The 24,998-nt window shown below is 41.2% G+C and carries 26 protein-coding genes; 3 read left to right on the plus strand and 23 right to left on the minus strand.

Features of this window, described 5'->3' with window-relative positions; genetic code table 11:
• Positions 1–12: 12 nt before the first annotated feature.
• From uvrC to HMPREF0623_RS02915, 3 genes are all read right to left on the minus strand, one after another.
• Positions 13–1,797 (minus strand): excinuclease ABC subunit UvrC, encoded by a 1,785-nt coding sequence (gene uvrC / locus HMPREF0623_RS02905; protein ID WP_002831942.1) that lies wholly within the window; start codon positions 1,795–1,797, stop codon positions 13–15.
• Positions 1,798–1,961: 164 nt separating this feature from the next.
• Positions 1,962–2,705 (minus strand): amino acid ABC transporter ATP-binding protein, encoded by a 744-nt coding sequence (locus HMPREF0623_RS02910; RefSeq protein ID WP_004165962.1) that lies wholly within the window; start codon positions 2,703–2,705, stop codon positions 1,962–1,964.
• Complete coding sequence (locus tag HMPREF0623_RS02915; protein WP_036671242.1) at positions 2,705–4,174, minus strand: ABC transporter substrate-binding protein/permease; 1,470 nt, start codon at positions 4,172–4,174, stop codon at positions 2,705–2,707. The genes HMPREF0623_RS02910 and HMPREF0623_RS02915 overlap by 1 nt, the downstream gene beginning before the upstream one ends.
• A 178-nt stretch (positions 4,175–4,352) precedes the next feature.
• On the opposite strand from HMPREF0623_RS02915, the gene HMPREF0623_RS09630 reads away from it, so the two are divergent.
• Positions 4,353–4,493, plus strand: a complete 141-nt coding sequence (locus tag HMPREF0623_RS09630) for an SPJ_0845 family protein (RefSeq protein ID WP_002831946.1) — start codon at positions 4,353–4,355, stop codon at positions 4,491–4,493.
• A gap of 59 nt (positions 4,494–4,552) precedes the next feature.
• On the opposite strand, the gene HMPREF0623_RS02920 is transcribed toward HMPREF0623_RS09630, so the two are convergent.
• From HMPREF0623_RS02920 to rpsO, 8 genes are all read right to left on the minus strand, one after another.
• Positions 4,553–4,843: a nucleoside triphosphate pyrophosphohydrolase family protein gene (locus HMPREF0623_RS02920; RefSeq protein WP_002830457.1), complete on the minus strand. Its 291-nt coding sequence runs from the start codon at positions 4,841–4,843 to the stop codon at positions 4,553–4,555.
• A 2-nt stretch (positions 4,844–4,845) separates the two neighbouring features.
• The gene (gene yihA, locus HMPREF0623_RS02925; RefSeq protein ID WP_002830460.1) at positions 4,846–5,433 is read right to left on the minus strand and encodes a ribosome biogenesis GTP-binding protein YihA/YsxC; all 588 of its coding nucleotides are present in this window, start codon (positions 5,431–5,433) and stop codon (positions 4,846–4,848) included.
• A gap of 94 nt (positions 5,434–5,527) precedes the next feature.
• A complete protein-coding gene (gene clpX / locus HMPREF0623_RS02930; RefSeq protein ID WP_002831947.1) occupies positions 5,528–6,784 on the minus strand; it encodes an ATP-dependent Clp protease ATP-binding subunit ClpX in 1,257 nt (418 codons plus the stop codon).
• Between the two features lie 219 nt (positions 6,785–7,003).
• Positions 7,004–8,320, minus strand: coding sequence for a trigger factor (tig, locus tag HMPREF0623_RS02935; RefSeq protein ID WP_004165965.1), 1,317 nt, complete (start codon positions 8,318–8,320; stop codon positions 7,004–7,006).
• Between the two features lie 145 nt (positions 8,321–8,465).
• The gene (gene tuf / locus HMPREF0623_RS02940) at positions 8,466–9,653 is read right to left on the minus strand and encodes an elongation factor Tu (RefSeq protein WP_002830466.1); all 1,188 of its coding nucleotides are present in this window, start codon (positions 9,651–9,653) and stop codon (positions 8,466–8,468) included.
• Between the two features lie 182 nt (positions 9,654–9,835).
• A complete protein-coding gene (locus tag HMPREF0623_RS02945; protein ID WP_004165966.1) occupies positions 9,836–10,705 on the minus strand; it encodes a hypothetical protein in 870 nt (289 codons plus the stop codon).
• Positions 10,705–12,408, minus strand: coding sequence for a ribonuclease J (locus tag HMPREF0623_RS02950; RefSeq protein ID WP_002831951.1), 1,704 nt, complete (start codon positions 12,406–12,408; stop codon positions 10,705–10,707). Before HMPREF0623_RS02950 ends, HMPREF0623_RS02945 begins: the two co-directional genes overlap by 1 nt.
• Positions 12,409–12,868: 460 nt before the next feature.
• Entirely contained in the window at positions 12,869–13,138 is a 270-nt protein-coding gene (gene rpsO, locus HMPREF0623_RS02955) for a 30S ribosomal protein S15 (protein WP_002830470.1), read from the minus strand.
• Between the two features lie 203 nt (positions 13,139–13,341).
• Between rpsO and rpsT the strand changes: the two genes are divergently transcribed.
• Positions 13,342–13,596 (plus strand): 30S ribosomal protein S20, encoded by a 255-nt coding sequence (rpsT, locus tag HMPREF0623_RS02960; RefSeq protein WP_002830471.1) that lies wholly within the window; start codon positions 13,342–13,344, stop codon positions 13,594–13,596.
• Positions 13,597–13,622: 26 nt separating this feature from the next.
• Here rpsT and holA read toward each other — a convergent pair whose 3' ends face one another.
• The 11 genes from holA to HMPREF0623_RS03015 form a co-directional block, all read right to left on the minus strand.
• Positions 13,623–14,642 (minus strand): DNA polymerase III subunit delta, encoded by a 1,020-nt coding sequence (holA, locus tag HMPREF0623_RS02965; protein ID WP_004165968.1) that lies wholly within the window; start codon positions 14,640–14,642, stop codon positions 13,623–13,625.
• Positions 14,639–16,897: a DNA internalization-related competence protein ComEC/Rec2 gene (locus HMPREF0623_RS02970; RefSeq protein ID WP_004165970.1), complete on the minus strand. Its 2,259-nt coding sequence runs from the start codon at positions 16,895–16,897 to the stop codon at positions 14,639–14,641. The genes holA and HMPREF0623_RS02970 overlap by 4 nt, the downstream gene beginning before the upstream one ends.
• Positions 16,887–17,369 carry a ComE operon protein 2 gene (locus HMPREF0623_RS02975; RefSeq protein WP_002830474.1) on the minus strand — a complete coding sequence of 161 codons (483 nt, stop codon included), beginning with the start codon at positions 17,367–17,369 and terminating at the stop codon, positions 16,887–16,889. The genes HMPREF0623_RS02970 and HMPREF0623_RS02975 overlap by 11 nt, the downstream gene beginning before the upstream one ends.
• Before the next feature lie 14 nt (positions 17,370–17,383).
• Entirely contained in the window at positions 17,384–18,064 is a 681-nt protein-coding gene (locus HMPREF0623_RS02980) for a helix-hairpin-helix domain-containing protein (RefSeq protein WP_004165972.1), read from the minus strand.
• Between the two features lie 59 nt (positions 18,065–18,123).
• On the minus strand, positions 18,124–18,606 hold the full coding sequence (gene coaD, locus HMPREF0623_RS02985) for a pantetheine-phosphate adenylyltransferase (RefSeq protein WP_002831957.1): 483 nt from the start codon (positions 18,604–18,606) through the stop codon (positions 18,124–18,126).
• Positions 18,607–18,638: 32 nt separating this feature from the next.
• Positions 18,639–19,193, minus strand: a complete 555-nt coding sequence (gene rsmD, locus HMPREF0623_RS02990; RefSeq protein WP_002831958.1) for a 16S rRNA (guanine(966)-N(2))-methyltransferase RsmD — start codon at positions 19,191–19,193, stop codon at positions 18,639–18,641.
• The gene (locus HMPREF0623_RS02995; protein WP_002830479.1) at positions 19,190–19,453 is read right to left on the minus strand and encodes a YlbG family protein; all 264 of its coding nucleotides are present in this window, start codon (positions 19,451–19,453) and stop codon (positions 19,190–19,192) included. Before HMPREF0623_RS02995 ends, rsmD begins: the two co-directional genes overlap by 4 nt.
• A complete protein-coding gene (locus HMPREF0623_RS03000) occupies positions 19,454–20,656 on the minus strand; it encodes an FtsW/RodA/SpoVE family cell cycle protein (RefSeq protein ID WP_004165973.1) in 1,203 nt (400 codons plus the stop codon).
• Between the two features lie 154 nt (positions 20,657–20,810).
• Positions 20,811–22,655, minus strand: a complete 1,845-nt coding sequence (gene typA / locus HMPREF0623_RS03005) for a translational GTPase TypA (protein ID WP_036671245.1) — start codon at positions 22,653–22,655, stop codon at positions 20,811–20,813.
• A 77-nt stretch (positions 22,656–22,732) separates the two neighbouring features.
• On the minus strand, positions 22,733–23,515 hold the full coding sequence (locus tag HMPREF0623_RS03010) for an inositol monophosphatase family protein (protein ID WP_002830482.1): 783 nt from the start codon (positions 23,513–23,515) through the stop codon (positions 22,733–22,735).
• Positions 23,502–23,798 carry a UPF0223 family protein gene (locus tag HMPREF0623_RS03015; protein WP_002830483.1) on the minus strand — a complete coding sequence of 99 codons (297 nt, stop codon included), beginning with the start codon at positions 23,796–23,798 and terminating at the stop codon, positions 23,502–23,504. Before HMPREF0623_RS03015 ends, HMPREF0623_RS03010 begins: the two co-directional genes overlap by 14 nt.
• A gap of 82 nt (positions 23,799–23,880) precedes the next feature.
• Between HMPREF0623_RS03015 and def the strand changes: the two genes are divergently transcribed.
• Entirely contained in the window at positions 23,881–24,435 is a 555-nt protein-coding gene (def, locus tag HMPREF0623_RS03020; protein WP_002830484.1) for a peptide deformylase, read from the plus strand.
• A 70-nt stretch (positions 24,436–24,505) separates the two neighbouring features.
• Here the strand turns inward: def and HMPREF0623_RS03025 are convergent, their stop codons facing one another.
• Entirely contained in the window at positions 24,506–24,964 is a 459-nt protein-coding gene (locus tag HMPREF0623_RS03025; protein WP_002830485.1) for a hypothetical protein, read from the minus strand.
• Positions 24,965–24,998 lie beyond the last annotated feature (34 nt).

The raw sequence follows: 24,998 nt of genomic DNA on the forward strand, positions 1-24,998 counted from the left end.
GTTAACCGTTAGTCACCGCTTCACCGCACTTAGCGAGATTTTAATCGTTTTAGCAACCTTCGCAGAGATTCCCAATGCTTCGATTTCTTCAATTTTAGCGTCCCGAATCTTATTCAGTGACCCAAATTCCCGTAAAAGTTTGTTACGTGTTTTTGGTCCAACCCCGTTAATCGAATCTAGTTGTGATGATAACGAGTTTTTGGCGTGCATTTGCCGGTGGAAAGTAATCGCAAACCGGTGCACTTCGTCTTGAATCCGTTGGACTAGGTAAAATCCCTGACTCTTAGGGTCAAGCTGCACCCGCTGGTCTTGATCACCAAAGATTAAATCTGCGGTTTTATGCTTATCATTCTTTACCATTCCAGCAACCGGAATGTGCAAACTAAGCTCATTCACCAGCACATCGCGCGCGGCATTTAACTGTACATCTCCGCCATCCATTAAAATCAAATCAGGCAGCGATTGGTGTTCCTTTAATAGTCTAACATACCGACGCCGAATTACCTCCCGGGTACTGGCAGCTTCATCCGCGTGATCAACAGTATTCAGCTTAAACTTGCGATACATCTTCTTGTCGGGTTTGCCGTCGGTAAAGACCACCATCGCCGAAACTAAATCGGCTCCTTGAATATGTGAATGGTCAAAAGCCTCGATCCGGTGTCCCTCGGGGATTCCCAGGGCATCGGTAATTTCCTTCATGGCTCCCACGGTTTTGCTTTCGTCAAGCTCTAACAAACGGAACTTTTCTTCTAACGTAATTTGGGCATTCTCGCGAGCCAAATTCATTAAGTCCCGCTTTTCCCCTCGTTTAGGCGTACGGACCGGCACTCCTAAAATTTCGCTAATAATTTGATTGTCCAATCCTTCTGGCACCAAAATTTCATTAGGCAACACTTTATTTTTATTATTGTAAAATTGTAAAATGAACGAAGAAAATTCGTCAGCCACATCCGAAGCAATTGGAAACAACCGTTTCTCGCGCTTCATCAACCGGGATTGACGGATGAAGAAAATCTGAATGGATAACCATCCCTTATCCAAATAAAAGTTGAACAGGTCCCGGGGGGTGCGGTCGTTAGAAATGATCCGCTGTTTTTCAACGGTAACTTCAATGTAGTGAATCTGATCCCTAATTTCAGCTGCCCGTTCGAATTCCATTGCCTCAGAAGCTTGCTGCATTTTTGCCTGCAACGACTTTTTAACTTTAGCAACGTTCCCTCGCAAAAAGGACTTAATTTTAGCAATCTGTTGGTCATATTCTTCTTTAGGAACCTCTTTAAAGCAGGCCCCCAGGCATTGCCCCATGTGGTAATACAGACAGGGCCGCCCTTGATATCCATTACAACGCCGTAAGGGATAAACCTTTTCTAAAAAATGAAGCGTTTCTTCAGCTGCGTAAACATTCGGGTACGGTCCAAAGTAGTATCCCCCATCACGCCGGACGTTAGAAACAATTTGCATCCGCGGATCCTTTTCATTTGTAATTTTAATGTAAGGATATCCGGTTCCCTTTTTCAACTTGATGTTGTAATAGGGCTGGTACTTCTTGATTAACGTAATTTCTAGTAAAAATGCTTCCTTATCACTGGCGGTGACGATGTAGTCGAAATCAGCAATTTCACTTACTAATTTAGCCGTTTTACCTTCATGACTGCTTTTAAAGTACGAGCGCACCCGGTTTTTTAGATTCTTCGCCTTACCGACGTAAATAATTTGACTATTCAAATTTTTCATCTGGTAACAGCCGGGTTTGTCCGGTAACAAAGCCAATTTATGCTCAATATGCTCTGACGCCAAATCACTGCCTCCTAGTTTACATAATTACTCGTAACTCATAACATTATACTCTGATTTAACCATAATTATCAATCAAAAGGAACCATTCCCATTACATAGTAAAACCCCCACCGTTAATCGCAAAAATCACTTTGGGGGTTTTAAAATTAGCCAAGTCAATTAGTTTATTGCAAATTAATTTTCGAGAGAAAATCCTGGGCCCGGCTAGTTTGTGGCTGAGCAAAAAAGCTATCGGGAGTTCCCTTTTCTTGAATATTAGCTGCATCCATAAACCAAATCTGGTCCGAGACCGATTTAGCAAATTGCATTTCGTGAGTAACCACTACCATTGTCATACCGGATTGGGCTAAATCCCGCATAACTGTTAAAACTTCGCCAACCATTTCCGGATCTAACGCCGAAGTGGGTTCATCGAATAACATTACAGCCGGTTCCATCGCTAACGCGCGAGCGATGGCAACCCGTTGCTTTTGTCCGCCTGACAGATTTCCCGGGTACGCATCCGCTTTATCTGCCAAGCCCACCTTTTCTAGCAGTTTTTGAGCCTGGCCCCGGGCTTCTTCTTCAGGAATTTCCTTTACCCGTCGTGGTGCTAATGTGATATTTTCCAACACCGTAAGGTTAGGAAATAAATTAAAGTTTTGAAAAACCATGCCCACCTTTTGCCGCACTTCTTCAATTTCACGTAAGCTTTTTTCTACTAGGTTCCGTCCTTCAAAAACCACCGCGCCCGCAGTTGGCCTTTCTAACAAGGTTAAACAACGCAAGAAAGTGCTTTTCCCGGCTCCCGAAGGGCCAATCACACTAATCACCTCACCTTCCTTCACCTCCGCCGAAACGTCTTTTAAAATCACGTTCTGCGCAAACGATTTAGTTAAGTTTTCAATCTTAAAAATAGTTTTCGTCATTAGTTAAACTTCCCTTCGTAAAATTTTAATAACCGCGATAGCGAGAAAGTTAAAACGAAGTAAAGGACCATCGCTACTAAAATTGGTGCAACGCCCCGATAAGTATCTGATTGGACAATTTTTAACTGGTAAATTAGGTCCGTCACCCCAATAATGGAAACAATCGAACTTTCCTTGATTAGGGAAATAAATTCATTGCCAAGCGCTGGCCAAATATTTTTTAAGGCCTGTGGTAAAACTACGAAACGCAACCGGTCTTGATAATTTAGTCCTAAACTTTGGGCAGCTTCGACCTGTCCTTCATCAACCGAATTAATTCCTCCCCGAATCACTTCGGCAACGTAAGCCGCACTATTTAAGGAAACTGCGATCATCCCAGCAGTCAGCGCCGGTAAATTCACCACAATTCCCAGACCAAAGTAAACCAACATCAGTTGCACCATTAGCGGAGTTCCCCGAACAAATTCTACATAAGCCAACGCGATTGCCCGCAGGCTCGTGTGTCGACTTAAGCGCATTAAGGCTAGCAGTGCTCCGATTATTGAACCAAAACAAACGCCCACTAACGAAATTAAGATCGTGTATCCCACTCCAAGAGCAAAGTACTTCCAATAATGGATCATGGAGGTATCTACAGTATTGCCTTTTAAATAAGTTCCCGCCGTTTTTAAGTATTCTGGTAACCGTTTTTGCTTTTTTATCCGCGCAATGGTCTGGTTAATTTTAGCTTTTAAAACTGGAGAGCCCTTAGGTAAGGCTACTGCCGTGCTAGTTTCGTCATCATTCAATTTAAAATGGGCGTTGAGAATCTTTAATCCCCGGTTATTTGCGGCGTAGGCCTCCGCGGTGGGCTTTTCCATTACGATTCCATCGACTTTATTAGTTTGCAAGGCCAAAATCAAATCAGTTCCCTTCTCAATCCCCCTTACCGAAGCCCCCTTAATTTGCTTTTTGGCGAGGTTATATTGGATTGACCCCGTTTGGGCAGCCACCTTCCGTTGATGAAACGAGTTTTTATCCTTAAATAAATGCCCGTCCTTTTGATTGATAATAATACTTTGACCACCTTGATAATAAACGTTAGAAAAATCAACCGATTTCCGCCGAGCTGCACTAGGATTCATTCCCGAAAGAACCATATCAACCTTGCCAGTTTGTAATCCTACTAGTAAGGAATCAAAATCCATGTTTTTAATTTTTAGTTTTACTCCTAGATCATGGGCAATATCTTTAGCAACGCTGATATCCATTCCCACGTCCTTACTTTTTCCATTACTAGAAGTTTGAAACTCATAAGGCGCGTAATCTGGGCTCGTTCCCAAAACGATATATCCCCGCTCTCTAATTCGTTGATAAGTGGGGTCTTTCGTCGTAGCGTGCACCGTGTCCGCTATGTCAACTCCCGTACTAATCAAACATAATGAAAATATAATGAATAACCAATTAAAAAATGTCTTCTCTTTTCTCATCGCAATCTCCTTATTCATGTAATGTTTATTAATATACACTATGAATACTAACTGCGGAAGACTGATTGCGTTATTTTGAATTATTATTCATAATAATCTGAATATTAGTTATGGAAATGTATATTTCTGACAATTACTAATATTTTTGGTATGATATGCGCAAGGGAGTGATTATCAAATGGGATTAACCGTAAAAAGAACGACCGATTTAGAAAAAATGCTGGGGCAATTTACTAATCCGGCAACCACCGCTGAAGAAAAAAAGAAGAAAGATAAATTTTTAGCTAAAGATAAAGACAAAAAAGGACAAAAAAAATAACCATCGTTACCAACTTGCTTCATTTCACGAGGCCATTGGTAACGATGGTTTTTTATTTTTTATTTAAAGCTGTGCGGGTACCGTTTTGCTAAGTCTTTAATGTTTTTTTGGGCAACCTCTTCAAAAGGAATGTCCGCCCACTGTGCGACTTGAGATAAATACCAAAGTACGTCGCCCATTTCCTTGGTTAACTGTTCTTTATCTAAATCCGCGCCCCGGAAAGTATAGTTTTTAACTAAATTAACTACCTGGCCGCTTTCACCCGCTAGCCCCAAAGCACAATTCGTTAATACTTGTTCATTGCCTAAAAGGGTTTTATTAGCTTTCTTTTGATACTCGTTAAATTCCATTTCTAATCACCCATCCTATCTTCAATCCATTGCCAAATTGCGTCCTTGCCAAACTTAGTTTGCGCAGAAAACATTTGAAACGCGTCTTGCTGATCAAAATTAAGGACTTTTTTTATCCGGCTTTCATGCTGGTTCCATTTTCCGCGGGCAATTTTATCACTCTTAGTAGCAACCACTAATACCGGAATATCATAGTAGCGTAAGTATTGATACATGGAAATATCATCATCAGTTGGATCATGCCGAGCATCCACCAGTGAAATTACTCCCTTAAGTTCCTTGCGAGAAGTCAAATATTTCTCAATCATCCGACCCCATTTTTCCCGTTCCTTTTGGGATACTTTTGCATATCCGTATCCGGGTACGTCAACAAAAAAGAGTTGATCTTCGACCCGGTAGAAATTTAGTGTCTGTGTCTTTCCTGGTTGTGAAGACGTCCGCGCGTACGACTTCCGGTTGATCAACGTGTTGGTCAACGAAGATTTTCCCACGTTAGAACGCCCTACCAAGGCAATTTCAGGGTAGCCTTGTTCGGGATACTGTTCAGGCTTTACAGCACTAATTTGTAACTCTACATTATGGACTTCCATTAAATTCCCACCTTCCAATTCCGCCTTTAATCATAACACGGATTCAAAAAAAAGAACCAGGCTTAAGTAATTCACCTAGTTCCAATTTTTGAAATTACGATGCTTGTTCGTTGGTTAGTTCCACTTCTGGTTCTACGCCGTCAACCACCGTTTTCTTGTTAACCGTAACTTTAGCAACGTTATCTCGGGACGGAATTTCAAACATGATGTCCCGCATCACGTTTTCAATAATCGACCGCAGTCCCCGCGCCCCCGTATTTCGGCTGATTGCTTGTTCAGCAATCGCGTGCAAAGCTTGCGGGGTAAACTTCAATTCAACCCCATCAAGGGCAAGCAAGGCTTTATATTGCTTAACTAAGGCGTTCTTAGGCTCGGTTAAAATCCGGACTAAGTCTTCTTCAGTTAATTTTTCTAAAGCAGTTAAAATTGGTAAACGACCGATAAATTCGGGAATCAAACCAAATTTTAACAAGTCTTCAGGGATTACTTGTTGCATCAAGCTCTTACTTTCATCTAACGAAGTGCTTGCATTCGTTCCAAACCCAATCGTCTTATCGCCTAAGCGATTCTTTACGATTGTTTCAATTCCGTCAAACGCACCCCCGACAATGAATAAGATGTTGGTAGTGTTAATTTGAATGAATTCTTGTTGCGGATGCTTCCGTCCACCTTGAGGAGGAACGTTAGCAATCGTGCCTTCCAAAATCTTTAGTAAAGCTTGTTGGACACCTTCACCCGAAACATCCCGGGTAATTGAAACATTTTCGCTCTTCTTAGCGATTTTATCAATTTCATCGATGTAGATAATCCCGTGTTCGGCTGCTTCAACGTCATAATCGGCATTTTGCAAAAGCTTGAGCAAGATGTTCTCAACATCTTCTCCCACGTACCCTGCTTCAGTTAAGGTAGTCGCATCCGCGATTGCAAACGGCACGTTCAAGATTTTAGCCAAACTTTGAGCCAAGAAAGTTTTACCGGAACCAGTTGGCCCAATTAAACTGATATTACTTTTTTGTAATTCAGGACCATCATCCTTAGCATCCGCCTGGGCCATTTTGTTAATCCGTTTATAGTGGTTATATACCGCTACGGATAACGTCTTTTTAGCCTCTTCTTGACCAATTACGTATTGGTCGAGGTAATCAACAATTTCCGCAGGAGTCGGGATGTTAGTGATTTCAGTGGGTTTCTTTTCCGAAGCAAGTTCTTCGTCAATGATTTCTTTACATAGGTCAACACATTCATTACAGATATATACATCTGGACCAGCAATAATCTTTTTTACTTGATCTTGCGTTTTACCACAAAAAGAGCAAGCAATTTGGTCAGATGTCTGTTGATCATCATACAATCCTGTCACCTCTCAAATATTTATACAACCATCATAGCAGAATCCCTAAGGATACGCCAATTTAAACGTTTTGCTAGCTGATGGCGCATTTATCCTAAATAAGTAGAAAGAGGCTGGAAAATTACCTTTTCCAACCTCTCTAGTACCACCGTTAACTCTTTAAATTACCGGTGGACAATTCGTAGCCAACTTGGTTACTTCCTACTTTAAAAAATTCAATTATTTCTTAGCACTCTTCTTAGCTTTTGACTTAGGTTCTTCAATTGCAGAATCCTTAATCAAGTCAACAGCTTGCTTAATTGCTACATCATGTTTAACCATGTCAGCAGTCAATGCAGAGCGAACTGCTTTTTCTTCCATGTTGTATTGTTCAGCTAAGCTCTTGTATTCAGCATCCAATTCTTCGTCAGAAGGATCGATCTTTTCAGCTTCAACGATTGCTTCAAGAACTAAGGTTGTCTTAACCCGGTTTTCAGCACCTTCACTAAGTTGTTGGCGAAGTTGGTCTTCTGATGAACCAGTTAATTGGAAGTACATGTCTGGGCTAATACCTTGTTGTTGCATGTTTGCAAGATATTGGTTAACTTGACGGTCAACGTCTTCACGAAGCATTGCTTCAGGAATTTCTTTGATTTCAGCATTGTCAACGGCTTCTTGGATTGCTTCGCTTTCCTTAGCTTCGTCAGCTGCTTGAATCTTACGTTCCTTGATTTGGTCCTTAGTTTTAGCTTTCAATTCTTCAAGTGAATCTACGTCTTCATCAACGTCCTTAGCGAATTCGTCGTCAAGTTCTGGAAGTTCCTTAGTCTTGATTTCATGAATCTTAACCTTGAATAGCGCTTCCTTACCTTGAAGTTCTTCGGCTTGGTAATCTTCTGGGAAGGTTACCTTAACGTCAACGTCGTCATCCGTGTTGTGACCAATTAATTGATCTTCAAAACCTGGGATAAAGGAGTTTGAACCAAGTTCTAAGTCATAGTTAGTGGCCTTACCGCCATCAAAAGGTACGCCGTCAATTGAACCATCAAAGTCGATAGTCACTGTGTCGCCCTTTTCAGCTGGTTTGCCTTCTTTTAAGACTAATTCAGCTTGTTGTTCACGTTTCTTTTCAATTTCTTCGTCAACTTCTTTTGAAGTTACGCGAGTACTTTGCTTGATTACCTTAACGCCCTTGTATTCGCCAAGCTTAACTTCTGGCTTAACGGTAACAATCGCGCTCAATACCCAAGGTTCGCCCTTTTCAAGCTTTTCAACGTCAACTTGTGGTTGGTCAACTGGTTCAATACCAGCTTCCTTAATTGCTGCTGAATAAGCATCTGGTAATACGATGTTTAAAGCATCTTGGTATAAAGCTTCTTCACCATAAAGTTTGTTAAAAATTTGGCGTGGTACATGTCCCTTACGGAATCCTGGAACATTTAAACTCTTCTTAGTACGTTGAAATGCTTTATCAACGCCTTCTTTAATCATATCAGTACCAACTTCGAAAGTTAATTTACCTTCGTTAGTACCTGTTTTTTCCCACTTTGCAGTCATTGTGTTCCCTCCGACAAATGATTTATTTCATTACAATTCTGGATTGCATACGCTTATAATCTTAACGTATATAATTCAAAAAGTAAATATGAATATAACAAAAAAACCCGCAAATAGCGGGTTTTTCGCGGGACTAATGTAAATATTAGTCGTCGATTTCTGATACAACACCGGCACCAACAGTGTGTCCACCTTCACGAACAGTGAACTTAGTACCTTTTTCAATAGCAACTGGTTCGATAAGTTCTACAGTAAATGTAACGTTATCACCAGGCATAACCATTTCAACGTTGTCAGGTAATTCGATAACACCTGTTACGTCAGTTGTATGGAAGTAGAATTGTGGGCGGTAGTTTGAGAAGAATGGAGTATGACGTCCACCTTCTTCTTTTGATAGAACATAAACTTCACCCTTGAACTTCTTGTGAGTTTGGATTGAGCCAGGAGCAGCCAATACTTGACCACGAACAACTTCGTCACGGTTGATACCACGTAGAAGTGCACCAACGTTATCGCCGGCTTCACCAACGTCAAGAGTCTTACGGAACATTTCAAGACCAGTAATTGTAGTCTTCTTAACGTCATCCTTAAGACCGATGATTTCTACTTCGTCACCAACTTTAACTTCACCACGGTCGATACGACCTGAAGCAACTGTACCACGACCAGTGATCGTAAATACATCTTCAACAGGCATCAAGAATGGCTTGTCAGTTGAACGTTCTGGTGTTGGAATGTATTCATCAATTGTGTCCATAAGTTCCATGATAACTTTTTCTTGTTCTGGGTCGCCTTCAAGAGCCTTCAAAGCTGAACCGCGGAGAACAGGAACATCGTCACCAGGGAAATCATATTCAGATAGAAGTTCACGAACTTCCATTTCAACAAGGTCAACCAATTCGTCGTCATCAACAAGGTCAGTCTTGTTCAAGAATACAACGATGTAGTCAACACCAACTTGGTGAGCAAGAAGAATGTGTTCACGAGTTTGTGGCATAGGACCATCAGTTGCAGCAACAACCAAGATAGCACCATCCATTTGAGCAGCACCAGTGATCATGTTCTTAACGTAGTCAGCATGTCCTGGGGCGTCAATATGAGCGTAGTGACGCTTTTCTGTTTCGTATTCAACGTGAGCTGTGTTGATTGTAATCCCACGTTCCTTTTCTTCAGGAGCAGCATCAATATCAGCGTAATCTGAAGCTTGAGCTAATCCCTTTTCTGACAACACTTTTGTAATAGCAGCTGTCAAAGTAGTCTTCCCATGGTCAACGTGGCCAATTGTACCAATATTTACATGGGGTTTTGTTCTTTCGTAATGTTCTTTTGCCATTAATACGAACCTCCTGTATGTCGTAAGAATCACTCAGCATTCAAATGAATAACTGGATCCTTTAAAAAATATTATACTACATCCTCCACGAAAGGCAAAGCACCCTCAGAGAATCCTCTAGTATTGTATAATAATCGCCTTTATTTTGTAAACTAAAATATTATAATTATTTGGCTTTTTTATTAACTAGCCATAATACTATTCATGATTTTGTTTAAGTTGTGAAATTGTTTCACCTCTTTTCCAGCCAGAAACTGGGCTTGCAATGCTGCCAGCCATCCCGTAGCCGTAGCAAAAACCCGCTCTGGAAAAGGAAATGCTAAATCGTACATTAGCCCCGCTTGCTGAATCAATAACTCTGCCTGAACCGGATCTGCACTTTGTTCAATTAATCGCATAAGTTCTTTACGTAAACGACTGACATCAATTTGGGCTGGAACCACCCGATAGCTTTTTTCGTTAAGCCAAATAAAATCTAATTCGCGTTCAACCCGTAAATCGACCAGGTCTTTTAGAATTGAAACGCGGGTAAGTTGGTTTAAGTACGGGTCCACTAAGTTAAAACTTGCTGCCCGAATATAGTTTTTTTGTGGCAAGTGGTATGCTTGCTTAATTGCTTTTATCTGATCCGCTAATTGACGATCACCGAGATGATAAAAATGGCGTTCATCGGCCCGCACGCTTTGCGGAAAATCTTCCTGATAGCGGACTTCGGCTTCTTCGAGGCGCGTCACCATCGCCGGTGTTTTCATCTGCTGATCGGCTGACGCTAAAGTTTTCCACGCCACAATGAAATTATTAGTAGCAATTAACGCCCCTAAATAATCCGTAAAAACTCTCGGATGATGCAAAAAATTGGCCGACTGATTTGCGACCAATTGTAATGCTTCAGAATATTGTTGATTAGCAACGTAAAAATGGTTTAATAATTCCGCAACCTGAGTGGTAGGCGTCTTTTCGTCAAGTTCTTCCAAAATTTGGATCGCTTGGGCTTGTTTACCATCATCCCAGAGTTCTTTAGCCTGGGTGAGTTGTTCATCAATTTCCTTCATTATTTTTTCTTACTAACCTTTTTAGCTTTTTTATGGTGCTGATTAACTTCCATAATCACTGGCAAAATTACCGGACGCCGCTTAGTTTGGTCGTAAAGGTACTTACCTAATTTGTCGCGGACATCTTGTTTCAAATGTCCCCAATCAAATTCTTTGTTATCTAAGTTAGCTTGCACGGTTTTCTTAACTAGTTTAGAACTTTCTTCAATTAGGTCACCGCTTGCTTTAACATACACAAACCCTTTTGAAGTGATCTTAGGTTCCTTAATAATAATTTTCTTCTTCCGGTCAATGGTAACTACCGCAACAAACACTCCATCTTCAGAAAGGATTTTCCGGTCCCTTAGCACAATGTTACCAATGTCACCGACCCCGATTCCATCGATCATTGTATTGCCAACTTCAATACCCTTACCATGGAACATTTCACCATCCTGGTACTCTAAAACGTCACCTTTATTGACGATGAAAATTTGTTCTGGTTTCATTCCAACCTGTTCAGCTAGCTCTTGGTGAGCCGCCAACAATCGGTACTCCCCCTGAATTGGAATCAAAAACTGGGGCTTAATTAAATTCAGCATCAACTGTAAATCGTTACGACTTGCGTGGCCGTTTGCATTAGCGCGGTCAGAAATCGACTTAACTTCGGCCCCTGCCCGGTAGAGCATATCCTTAGTCTTCGCAAAGGTTGTTTCCATTGCGTGGGAAGGGTTGGTAGCAATTAAAACTAAATCACCCTGCTCAATTCGTAATTTTCCTCGACGACGAGAAGCCATTTTTTGTAAGGCTTTGATTGGCTCGCCTAACTTACCCGTTTCTAAAACGATGGTTTCTTCTGGAGCAAGCTTATCAAGTTTATTTAACGGAACGATTAAGTCATCGTCTGGAATATTAATCTTATTCAATTTAATCGCCGTATTAACGATTTTTTCTAAATCGTGACCCGTCAAAACAACTTTGCGTCCCGACTGAACAGCCGCGTCGATTACTTGCTGAATTCGTAAAATATTCGATGCTACGGAAGCGACCACTACCCGGCCTTCGTGATACTTGATGATTTCAGCGATGCTTGCTGCAATTTCGGTTTCGTTAGAAGGCCGTTCAAAGTTTTCTGCGTTAGCTGAATCACTCAATAACGCAATTACCTTCTTAGTACCAATTTGGGCTAACCGTCCAAAATCAGTCGCGTATCCATCTGTAGCGGTTTGATCAAACTTGAAGTCTCCGGTGTATACGATTCGTCCTTCATCACAATCCAAGACGATTCCTAATGAATCTGGAATGGTATGCGTAGTTTTGAAAAACGAGACCGTCACGTCCCCAAAATCAATCTCCTTCTTCTCGTCCACCACGTGGAAGTTTTTAAATTTGCGTAAGTCGGGGTCATCATTGACCGTAATTTTTGCCAACGCAATTGTCATTTCCGAACCGAATACCGGCACCTCAATTTCCTTTAAAAAGTAAGGTAATGCTCCAATGGCATCCGCATGGCCGTGGGTCAAGAACACCCCGACAATTCGGTCTTTATTTTCAACTAGATACGAGAAATCCGGAATTACTATGTCAATTCCCAACAACTCGTTTTCTGGGTACTTAAGCCCACAATCCAAAATATAAATATCATTATGGATTTCAACTGCATACATATTTTTTCCGTTTTCGCGAACGCCGCCAAACGGAATGATTTTTATAACATCACTCATTTTTTCACCTACATTAAATATTCTTTAGTTTCCGCACAATTTATATACTGCTTTAATTTTAGCATAGATTAATTGTTAAAAACAAAAAGCACGCAGGAAGACTTTGGCGTTCACTTTATCTATACGGCAAAATTTATCTAACAAATTTCTCTAAATTGACCACGGCCAGTGCTTGGTCTGCCGTTAACACATTAGTAAAACAAACCCATCCCCCCATTTTTAATGCCGCTCATTTAGCAATTAGGAGGTTTTTTATTTAAAAATTTACTTTTCGCTTCCAAATAAAAAGCAGTCTCGCGCTCCGGAGACTGCTCCAATTTAACTAACTATTTTAGGATTTCAATAATTTATTAACCAGCTGATTAAGTCAACTTAATTATTAAGCAGAACTCCCTCGTATTTTTCTAGGGTAAACAAAAAAGCCCCGCATCGAGATGCAGAGGGCTTTATCTGACCAATCTTAACGACGAAGGCCAAGACTCTTGATTAATTCACGGTAACGTTGTACGTCTGTCTTACGTAGGTAAGCAAGTAAGTTACGACGATGACCGATCTTCTTCATCAATCCACGTTGTGAATGGAAGTCTTTCCGGTGAACACGGATGTGTTCGTTGATTTCGTTAATGTCTGCTGTCAAAACTGCGATTTGTACTTCTGCAGAACCTGTATCGCCTTCGTGACGAGCGTATTTTGCAATAATTTCGTTCTTCTTTGCTTGTGAAATTGCCATTTTATCCACCTCATTCTTTAAATTGCCCAAGACTGAGTAAATCGTCGGCAGATCGATAGACTAAGTAATGGGTTTGCTTTTATAAGCACATCCTAGTTTACCGAAACTCAAAACTTTTTTCAAGTTTATTCGAGCATTGCATTAATAACGTACTTTCTGTATAATACTACTGTTGTATTAAGCATACTCTGGAGGTGAATAATATGCCAGTTATCAAATCTGCAATGAAACGTGTTCGTACAAACGAAAAAGCTGCTGCTCGCAACCGTTCGCAATTGAGCGCAATGCGTACCAGCATCAAAGCATTTGAAATTGCTGCTAAGAACAACGCTGAAAACGCTAATGAACTTTTAAACACAGCTTACAGCCGTATTGACCGTGCTAAAACAAAGGGTCTTATCAAGGCTAACAACGCTGGACGTAAGAAGTCTCGCTTAGCAAAAATGCTTGCTAAATAAAAAAGCACCGGTGATCCGGTGTTTTTTTATTGCCATCCATTTTTAATTTTAACTAGAAACAACTCAAAGAGTTCCTGTGGGGGTCTTTGGGTTGTTTTTAATTGCTCTTCTAAATCAAGCAATCCGAGAAAAGCACGTTTGAGGCTAGCCATATCAAATTGGCGCACCGCCTGCATAGCTAATTTAATTCGGTACGGATGGGCCTTTAATTCTTGAGCAAGTTTACCTTGAGAAAATCCCCGTTCCGTTAAAATTTTAACCTGTAAGAGTAACCGAAATTGACTAACTAAGGCGGCGTTAATTCGCAATGGTTGTTCTTGGTTAAGCAACAAGACGGAATAGTCTGCAATCGACTGTCGCACATCCCCCTTCATCAACACCTTAATCAAATCAAAAACATTTTGGGTCAGACTTTTGGGAACGAGTTTTTGTACCGCCTCTAGGTCAATGTGCTTCGAATCCGCTGCGTAAACGGTCAATTTTTCCAATTCATTAATCACTTGCGCTAAATTATTTCCCGTTCGTAAAATCAATTCTTCGACTGCCGGGCTGGCAATTTGAATTTGACGCTCGTTAACAAACTGTTGAATTAACTGCCGAGTATCAGCCTCTTTAGGCGGGTTAGCGTCAATAACGGTGGCCTGCTTTTTCAAATCTTTGACGATTTTTTTCCGGCCATCCAATTTCTCATATTTAGCAGCAAACACTAAAATAGTCGTGGGTTCGGGTTGCTTCAAGTAATTAATTAAGCCGTCCAAATTAAACTTAACTTTAGTTTTTTCACCAGTTAGAAAAACCGGATTATTAGCAATCACCAGCCGATAGTCCCCAAAAAATGGCGAGGATTGCGCATCGTCTAATAACAAGCCTAAATCGGTATTTTCTAAGTCGTACGTTCCAACATTCATCACTTGCTGGTCTTCTGGGATTAGCGCGGTTAGTATTTTTTTGGCTGCGTTTTGAATGTAGTTATCCGGCCCTTCAATCAAATAGATTGGCTGAAGGTTACCTTTAGCAACATCCTTTTTTAAATCAGTAAGTTTCATTGAACAATGCTTCCTTTTTTATCAATTCCTACCTTCCATCTTCCCATACCATTGAAAAAATATCTATAAGAAATCATCCCGTAATCTTGGGTAGAAACGACCGGAATTCGTAACCGTTGCAGGCGCTCAATCACTTCCGCATTTGGATGACCGTACCGGTTATTTCGTCCCGCCGAAACGACCGCTAATTTAGGGGAAATTGCGGATAACAATTCAGGCGAATTAGCAGTCTTGCTGCCATGGTGTCCCAATTTAAAAATATCCACCTTACCAACCAATTCTGGATTTTGTAGTAGTTTCTGTTCACCACTAATATCTAAATCACCAGTCAATAAAATTCTTTTTCCGCCAAAATTACCTTCCAGCACTAAAGAATCTTCGTTTGCACCCTTCCCCGGCCGTTCCGGATATAAAATTTGCAGCGGTAGTCGGGAAACTTGAGCATCTTTTAATACCTCAACGATCCGGGTTTGGTGGAGATAGGGCAAAATTTGGTAACGGAAGTTATCCGTTTTTTCTACCCCGGCGGGAAAGAGCAGCTGTTGGACCTTTAAATTTTGCAAAACCGCCTTTGCTTCTCCAATATGGTCAACGTCTTGGTGGGTCAAACAAAGTGTATCAATCTTACTAATGCCAATGCTTTGTAAATAATTAATTGAACTATTCTTAGCAATTGTAGAGGTCTGCTTTTGCCGGGAGCCAAACCGTAACTTACCACCCGTGTCCACCATGGTTACCGATCGGTTAAAAGGCTCCCGAATTAAAATACTGTCTCCTTGACCGACGTCAAAGAACGTAACCTCTCCAAAAGGCAGTAAACGAAAATAAACTCCCGTCGCTATCCAAGTTAACCAATAAACTTTAAAAAGTCGTTTCTTCAGGATCTGTGCATCCGTGGATACAATTTTAAGTGCAATCACTAAAAGAAACATCACCAACCAGCGACTAGGCTTTCCGATTAGTAAAAGTCCCGGAAGCTGATCTAACCGTTGCAATCCCCACTCTACCCCGATAATCACCTGATTAATCACGCTGGCAGTGAGCGGGAAACAAAAAGCTATTAAAACAGCCGGGATCACTAAGCTTGAAAAAAGCGGTACGCATAGTAAATTAAAAAGAACCGTCAAAAGGTGGATTTTGTACATCGAAAAAAGGATAATCGGTATTTCTACCAAAAATAGTTTAAATGAAATTTTTAAACTGCTAGTGGTACTTTGACTAATCAAAACTAGAGATAGCAAGTAACTTAGCTGACCACCCATTTGAAGCAGCACGAATGGATTCAGCCATAGATTAATCAATAAAACTATGCACCAAGCCTCTACGCCACCCCTAAAATTCAACCGTAGTCGTTGTGCCACCAGCTTAATTAAAACTAGCGTGACTGCCCGAAAAAGGCTTGTACTTCCCCCTCCAAGCACGAAATAAACCGGTAAAACCACCATTTGTATGGTAAACAAAGTTTCCCGATCAATTCGCAACAAGATTCCTATTTTTTCAATCAACCTGATGAAGTAAAAAACGTGTAATCCCGAAATACAAAATAAGTGAATAATCCCTAAATTACGCAGTTTTTCACTATTTTCTTTTAGAAAATCGGTCTGCTCGCCCAAAATGATTCCCGCGCAATAACTACGCAACGGTTCTGCAAACTGCTGACAGCGGTCTAATAACTTCTTCCGCCAGTGGTGCATCCATGCTTGGTAACTCTTTAAGGGGAGTTGTCGAACATTGATCAGCTGCGTCTTGTTTAAGTTATAGTAAACCTTTTTACCGTACATAATGCGGCGAAAATCAAATTGGTTCACGTTGGTTGGTTGCGCTAACGGCCCCAGATTTCCCGCAACTTCTAGTTGTAAATCTTGCGAATTATTTTGGAAGCTTTGCTGTAATTTGGGAGACTCCAGTGGGATAAAAGCCTGAACTCCTTGGTGATCAAAACTATTATTAAACGCTCGGATGCTGATCCCGTCTTCTCGAATTTTGACCTCATCAGGGTGCACGTTTAAGATTATCCGTACATTTTCATAACTTTTCTGATGTTGCCCGATAAAATGACTCACGTGACTAAAATGCCACCCAAAAAGCAATCCCAACGTCACAACTTGTACCACTGGGAAAAGCTGCCGCAACCAACAAACCCGGCCAAACCAAACAAATAGCAATACTAAAAAAACTATTGAACGAGTAAAAACATATCCCGCCAGCAAAAAGATCGTCACCGTTGCCCAAATTAAAGAACTACTACTTTCCATCCTTTAATAAAGTTTTGACATCGATTTTAGCTAAATCTTCGTCCGTAAACTTAATTTGCTTAACGGCAACATTTTTACGTTTCAAAAGTGCTACTGCATAAGGGTCGTTATTATAGTTTCGTAAATAATTAATTTTCACAATGCCCGTTTGTAAAAGCATTTTGGTACATTGCAGACACGGAAAGTCGGTAACGTAAATCTCCGCTCCGTCAGTTGCCACGCCAAATTTAGAGCATTGCAACACCGCGTTCATTTCAGCATGAATTGTCCGCACGCAATGACCATCAACTAAGTAACATCCTTCGTCTAAGCAATGCACGTCGCCGCTAACCGATCCGTTATATCCTCCAGCAATTACGCGCCGGTCGCGGACAATAATTGCTCCTACAGAAAGCCGTTTGCATGTGCTCCGTAGCGATAATAATAGTGCCTGTGTCATGAAATATTGGTCCCAATCAATTCTTTTATCCATTTTAACCATCCTTTTTAAACCGTAATTGAATCCTTTAAACCTGCAAAAATTTTATCACCAATTCCTTGAACCTGCTTTAAATCATCGATGGTTTTAAAGCCACCCTGTTTTTCCCGATAGCTAATAATCTGATCCGCCTTTTTATCTCCAATCCCGTTTAACGTTAACAAAGCATTTTTATCAGCCGTATTGATGTTTACTAACTCACCAGCCGATGAAGAACTTGCCAGGCTTTCATTTCCAGCATTGCCAGCGGTTCCCATTAACTGCTTAGGGTCAAAGTCCTTAATTTCTCCTTTAATGGGTATGTACACTACCTGTTGGTCACTTAATTGTAAAGCCATATTAATGTTTTTGCGGTCCGCAGATTCAGTCAATCCGCCAGCCAGTTCAATTCCGTCGACGACCCGCATCCCCGGTTTTACTTCATAAACTCCCGGTTTTTTAACCGCACCCTTTACGTCCACCATTAACTTCTGCTTCCTAGCTGATTTTTGAACACTATCAGTCGAAGGGCTGCTAGTTACAGAGCTAGATTGAGCTTCTGAACCCGCCATCATCACTTCTGAGCTTTCTTGTGGGGACTGCACATTATTCTTCGGCCGTAGCAAACTAACAACTAACAAAATAGCCGCCATCAAGATGCTTCCTATTATAATCGGTTTTTGGTATTTTTCCCAAATTTCTTCCCACATTTTCACCCCTCCTCAACTATATATACAAAAAAAGACCGGAATTTCTTCCAGTCTTTAGTTTATTTATTTTTTAGTCGACTTTTAAGCTGTAGCTCCACTGCTTCCGGTACTAACCCGTGGATGCTACCACCCATTTTCACCACTTCTTTAATTAAACTCGAAGAGGTAAAGTTCCATTTAGGATCAGCTGGCAAAAAGACGGTTTCAACTTGTTCAGCCAAAAATTGGTTCATTTGTGCGACTTGTGTCTCAAAATCAAGGTCGGCGGCGTTCCGAACGCCACGTACCAAAACGTCCGCATTTAATTCTTTAAAAGTATCCACCGTCAACCCTTTAGACGTGGTAAAGCTCACGTTCTCCAAGTCCTGCATCGCCATCGTCAACAAGTTAACCCGCTCTTGAGGAGAAAATAACGGCTGCTTATTGGTATTAATAGCGACCACTACCACCAGTTCGTCAAAGATTCGCGCAGCACGGCGAATCAAGTCCACGTGTCCGTTAGTAACCGGGTCAAAACTTCCCGCATAAAGTGCCTTCGTCATTATGTTTTGCTTCCTTACTTAAAATATTTTATCTAGCTACCCGCCTTGTAGATAACAATCTTAGTAATACCGTAACGTTGCTCGCGTGTTTTAGCTAACCAGCCAATTTGGTCGGGCAATTCGACTTCTTCACTAGTTTCACAGACAATGGTGACGTCTTTAGCAAGTAAATCTAGCTCCATCAGGGACACAATATCTTGGGCGATGGTTTGCAATGCGTATGGCGGGTCAAAAAAGACCATGTTATACGATACCGCCTGCTTCGCTAAATTATGAATCACCTTTTTGGTATCACCCTTAATTATCTGAAACTGCTCCGGATGTTTCGTTACCTGTACATTATCCCGAATAGTCTTAATTGCCGCCATTTGTTTATCGATCAAGGTTGCTTGTTCCATGCCCCGCGAGACCGCCTCGATAGCGAGCCCGCCGCTACCAGCATACATGTCTAAAACGGCGCCACCGGTAAAATATGGCCCGATAATGTTAAATACATTTTCCTTAATTTTATCAGTCGTGGGCCGGGTTTTCATTCCGGGGACCGCCTTTAACCGTCGGCCGCCAAAATCACCAGAAATAATTCTCATTGTTCATCTTCCTCTGTTATCGTATAGTCCTCATCGTAGTTGACTCGCAAATCAGCGCGTGGTGAAATATACGCCGTACGCACAAAATTAAAACTGCGAATTTTTTTCAGCGTTTCCGCTGCGTCAGCTCGGTTAACATACAAAATCAAGTAATGCATCTCTTTGGACAAATAATTAATATCCCCTAGCTTCTTCAAAGCCGTAACTTTTTTTAGGTGACTAAAGAAAATTACGATGCTTTGCCGTTCAGTTATCTCCATTTATTTTGCTTCCCTTTGCTCTATTCTTTGGCTTCTTTTTTGTGAAGCACTAATATTTAACAAAACGCCAATGGTGGCAGATAAAACAATCATACTCGACCCCCCGTAGCTAATAAAGGGAAAAGTTACCCCCGTAATCGGGATCAAGCCGGTAATTCCACCAACGTTGAAAAAGGTTTGAACTACTAAATAAGTCGCAATTCCGTAGCAAATTAACGTATCGTACATCCGATTTGACTTGGTACCTAAGATAATTGCCCGGAAAATAATCACGAAGAGCACCGAAATAATGATAATCACCATAATTAACCCTAACTCTTCAGCTACCACGGACATGATGAAGTCGGTATTTGCTTCTGGCAAGTATCCTTTTTTCTGGATACTATTTCCTAAGCCAACGCCAAATATCCCACCATTACCGAGCGCGTAATAAGAATTAACTAATTGGTTTCCGGCTCCTTTGGATAGCTCAAACGGGTGTGCAAAGCCGACCAACCTTTGCAGCATGTAATTGGAGGTGTTGACGTCAATTTTAGAAGCTACCGTCGTCAACAACCCAAAAAAGACTGCCAAACCCGCAAAAATTATTGCAACACTTTGCCGATAATTTTTCCCGGCTGCCAAGAATAGCACAATTGCAATCGCTGCGTTAATTGTGGAACCCCCTAAATCGTGTTCCAAAAAGTTTAATACGATTAGTCCGAATACAATAACGGCCGGGCTCCAGGTCGTCTTCGCTGAAATCTCGTCACCTAATTCCATGCGGTGCTGGTGCAACGACAAGATATTAGCTAAGTAAAGAATGATGAACAGTTTTAAGTACTCAGCCGGCTGAATCCCAAACGAACCAATATAAATCCAACCAGTGGCTCCGTTAGTGTTAGGCCCAAAGAAAATTAAGTATATTGACGCCAAAAATAGTACCACAAATGCGAACATCAAAATTTTCTTGTTTCGAAAAACTTTTTTGTTCATCAAAAAGACTAGCAAGGTAATCACAAATCCAACGGCTACCCACACCGCCTGCTTCAGCAAATAGCTTTTAGCGCTAATCCCATTTTGAATATAGTAGTCTGCACTGGCCGAATATACCATAATGATCCCAAAAATACTTAGCAACACGTATGGAAAAACGACCCATAAATCTAGGTCTGGAAGCCGCCGCTTTAATTTTTGCGGCAGCCAATTGATAATGCTTTGCATTGTTATCCACCTTTATCCTAATAATACTGTTCTATTATATCCTATATTTTCCCCGGAAAATTAAAAAGAGGCCGAGAAAATTTTTCCCGACCCCTTCTTAAGAAGAACTTAAACAGCGTTATTTTCTAACGTGTTTACGTAAACCTAATATTCATTATTTTTTAGCAGCCATTTTACGTTTCTTAGCCGCTTTTTCACGTTCGTTAGTATTTAAGATTTGCTTACGGAGACGAATATTTTCTGGTGTAACTTCACAGTATTCATCTTCATTTAAGAATTCAAGGGATTCTTCAAGCGTCATGTGTAATGGTGCTTTAACCTTAGCAATATCTTCAGAACCAGCAGCCCGGACGTTAGTTTGGTTCCGTCCCCGGGTGATATTTACTGAAATATCATTTTCCCGGCTGTTTTGACCAACGATCATTCCTTCGTATACTTCGGTTCCGGCGTCAGTAAAGATTACCCCGCGATCTTGGATTGCCATGATTGCGTATGTGGTTACCTTACCTGAGTTAATGGATACCAAAGTACCGTTACGACGACCTGGGTTCCAATTCTTAATCACTGGTAGATATTCTTGGAAAGTATGGTTCATAATTCCGTATCCCCGAGTCATTGAAAGGAATTCGGTTGAGTACCCGATTAATCCGCGTGAAGGAGCTAAGAAAGTTAACCGAGTTTGTCCGTTTCCGGTTGATTCCATGTTTTTCATTTCACCTTTACGTTGTGAAAGTGAATCGATAACTGAACCAGTATATTCATCAGGAGTATCAATTTGAACTGATTCAAACGGTTCGCACATCTTACCGTCAACTTCTTTAAGGATAACTTCTGGACGAGAAACTTGTAGTTCGTAGCCTTCGCGACGAAGCATTTCAATCAAGATTGAAAGATGTAGTTCCCCACGGCCAGAAACCACCCAAGCACCGGGATCATCAGTATCGTCAACTCGTAAGGAAACGTCTGTATGCAATTCTTGCTTCAAACGTTGTTCCAATTGACGTGAAGTAACAAATTTTCCTTCCCGACCAGCAAAAGGCGAATCGTTAGTTCTGAAGGTCATTTGCAAAGTTGGTTCGTCAATCCGCAAAACTGGCAATGCTTCTGGGTGTTCGGCATCTGCAACGGTTTCCCCAACGAAAATGTCTTCCATCCCGGAAACGGCAATTAAATCACCGGCCTTAGCTTCCTTAATTTCCAGCCGTTTCAAGCCAAAGTAACCAAATAGCTTAGTAACCCGGAAGTTCTTCTTACTACCATCCAACTTCATTACGGTAACGCTATCGCCAACCTTAATGGTACCGCGGAATACCCGACCAATTCCGATCCGACCCACGAAATCGTTATAATCAAGCATTGCTACTTGGAATTGAAGTGGTTGATCAGAAGTATCTTCCGGAGCAGGAATGGTCTTCACAATCGTGTCAAAAATTGGTTTCATCGTGTGTTCTTGTTCTGCAGGATCCGAAGAGAAGCTTGAAGTTCCGTTCAACGCTGAAGCGTAAACCACTGGGAATTCAAGTTGATCTTCGTCAGCACCAAGTTCAATGAACAAGTCCAAAACTTCGTCAACTACTTCTTCAGGACGAGCACCGGGGCGGTCGATTTTGTTAACTACCACGATTGGAGTTAGGTGTTGTTCCAAAGCTTTCTTCAATACGAACCGGGTTTGCGGCATGGTACCTTCAAATGCGTCCACAACTAACAAGACCCCGTCAACCATGCGCATGATCCGTTCTACTTCACCACCGAAGTCCGCATGTCCTGGAGTATCTAAGATATTAATTTGCTTGTCGCCATAACGAACAGCCGTATTCTTAGAAAGAATGGTGATTCCACGTTCCTTTTCGATTGCGTTGGAGTCTAACGCCCGATCTTCGATTTGAACGTGTTCATCTAACGTGTCCGATTGTTTTAACAATTCATTAACTAACGTTGTTTTACCGTGGTCAACGTGAGCAATAATCGCAATATTTCTAATATCGTCTCTTAATTTCAAAATTTGTTTCTCCCTTTCGTTTTGCAATGGCTTTACATAAAAAAACCTGTGACTCATTGTTCAGTCACAGCACAAGCTCATTTTACTATGTTCATTATAGTAGCAAATGCCTTTTTCGTAGCAACTAGTACAACGCCCGATTTTAGCATATTAAGTGGGCTTCCGTCAACACGGTCAACCATGAGCCCCAACACCGTCGCTAAAGCGTTTCCAGCCGCAAAATCCCATGGCTTAAGCGTGGATACATAGCCGACTTGCTTACCTAAAATCACCCGGCTAAATTCAATCCCCGCACTTCCTAAGACCCGTGAACCTAAGCTTTGTGACTCAATTGTTTGAAAATTAAATTTATTTGCAATTAACATCGGCCCGCTTAGCCCTACCAACCCCTCTGCTAACGGCAGATTTTCTGGCGAGGTTAGTTTCATTTCGTTACAATAGGCAACGCCCAGTCCTGGTCCTCCGTGCAGCAATCGGTCACGCATCACGTCATAAATATAGCCCAAAATCGGGTGTCCGTCCTCATACAACGCAACCATTACGGCAAAGTCTTCGCCCTGTTTTACAAAGTTCATGGTACCATCGATCGGATCGATTACCCACACTAAACCAGTAGAATCAGTGATTTGATGTTCAGTCTCTTCTGCCAATATTTTAGCTGGCTGCAATAACGGTTCTAAGTAGGCAATGATCCTTTGCTGGTTTTCTTTATCTAGCGAAGTTACTAAATCACGCCGCCCCGTTTTTTGTCCAACCGCATAATGCTTTTGCATTTGTTCTAAAATAAATTGGCGATCCTCCCGCAAAAAATCACAAATTTGTTGATCAATTTGTTCTAATTGGGTTTTAGTGATATCCATTTTCGGTCACCTTAATAATTTTTACACCTTCATCACGAAGTTGTTTAACTGCTTGAAACGGCTGCATTCCTGAATTTTGTTCAAATTCACGATAAATTCGTTTCTCTTCACTTTTATTCGGAACCACTTGCCGAAATTTATCGTAGGCGTTCTTTAACGTTTGCTTTTTAACGCCCTTTTGATAGCTTTCTTCAATTTTAGTAAAGAAATCTACTACGTCCGTAATCTCTTGAACATTCCACCGTTCGTCCAACGGATAGCTAAAATTTTCCTTAATTCCCACAATGCTACCTCACTAAAGATTTATTTTGTATTCTCTTTAATCTATATTATACTTAATATCAGACAAATTGGAGGTTTTTATCTTGATTAAAATGAATGATATCACGCGAGATGGTAATCCAGTTTTGCGCAAACGGGCCGAAAAGCTGACTTTTCCTCTCGATCCCAAGTATCTTAAAGTTGCTGACGAAATGATGGAATACCTAAAAAACAGCCAAGATCCTAAAATCGCTCAAAAATATCATTTACGAGCGGGCGTTGGTTTGGCGGCTCCCCAAATTGGCCTATCAATCCAAATGGCCTCAGTTTTAGTTCCTGGACCAGATGACGAGATTATCTTTGAAGAAACCCTCGTAAATCCGGTTATCGTCAGTCAGTCCGTTCAAGTTGCTGCACTCGACGAAGGTGAAGGTTGCCTTTCAGTAGACAAAGAAGTCCCTGGCTACGTTCCCCGCTACGACCGAATCACCATTCGGTACCAAAACGTTGAGGGTGAAGAAAAAACCATAAAACTACGTGATTACCCCGCAATCGTATGTCAACATGAAATCGATCACCTTAAGGGAACCCTATTCTATGATCACATTAACAAAAAGGATCCATTTTCAATTGACGACAACGCCATTTTGATTGGTTAAAGATCATAAGAATGACAAAAGGCGCAGGTTTCTCCATTATTTTAGGAGAAGCCCTGCGTCTTTTTATTTTCTATAATTTGCTTAAGTCCTTTAAGTAATTTTTAGTTTGCTCGTTAATCAGGTAAACTACATCAACCTCTAAAATGTTTTTGTTTGCCCATAAATCTGAAACACGCAACATCGGTTCTTGGTCTTCCATTAAATCTTTCCTTTGACAATACTGTGTTAGCCAATAATCAATTCGGTCACCTACATCTCTAAAATTGCCCTGGTCGTTAAGTTTAATCTTGTAGTTAAACCCCACAACTGCCTGTCCCCAAACGTCTGCTACAGACGTACCGCGCTTAGTAACCAATACAAAACCCTGAGAACGCATTTGCTCAGCCACGAATCCCATGGCCTCATCAACGATGGTTTCGCCTGAGTTACGGACAATCGTCGCTGCTTTCGAAACCCTACGCCGTTTTATATAAACCATTAGCGCTAACACTACCAGCACAAGCAACAATCCCAAAATAATTAATTTCATTGAACGTCCGTCCTTTCAAAACCCTAATTCTATA

This window comes from Pediococcus acidilactici DSM 20284 (assembly GCF_000146325.1).
In the GTDB taxonomy this organism is placed as follows: Bacteria; Bacillota; Bacilli; order Lactobacillales; family Lactobacillaceae; genus Pediococcus; species Pediococcus acidilactici.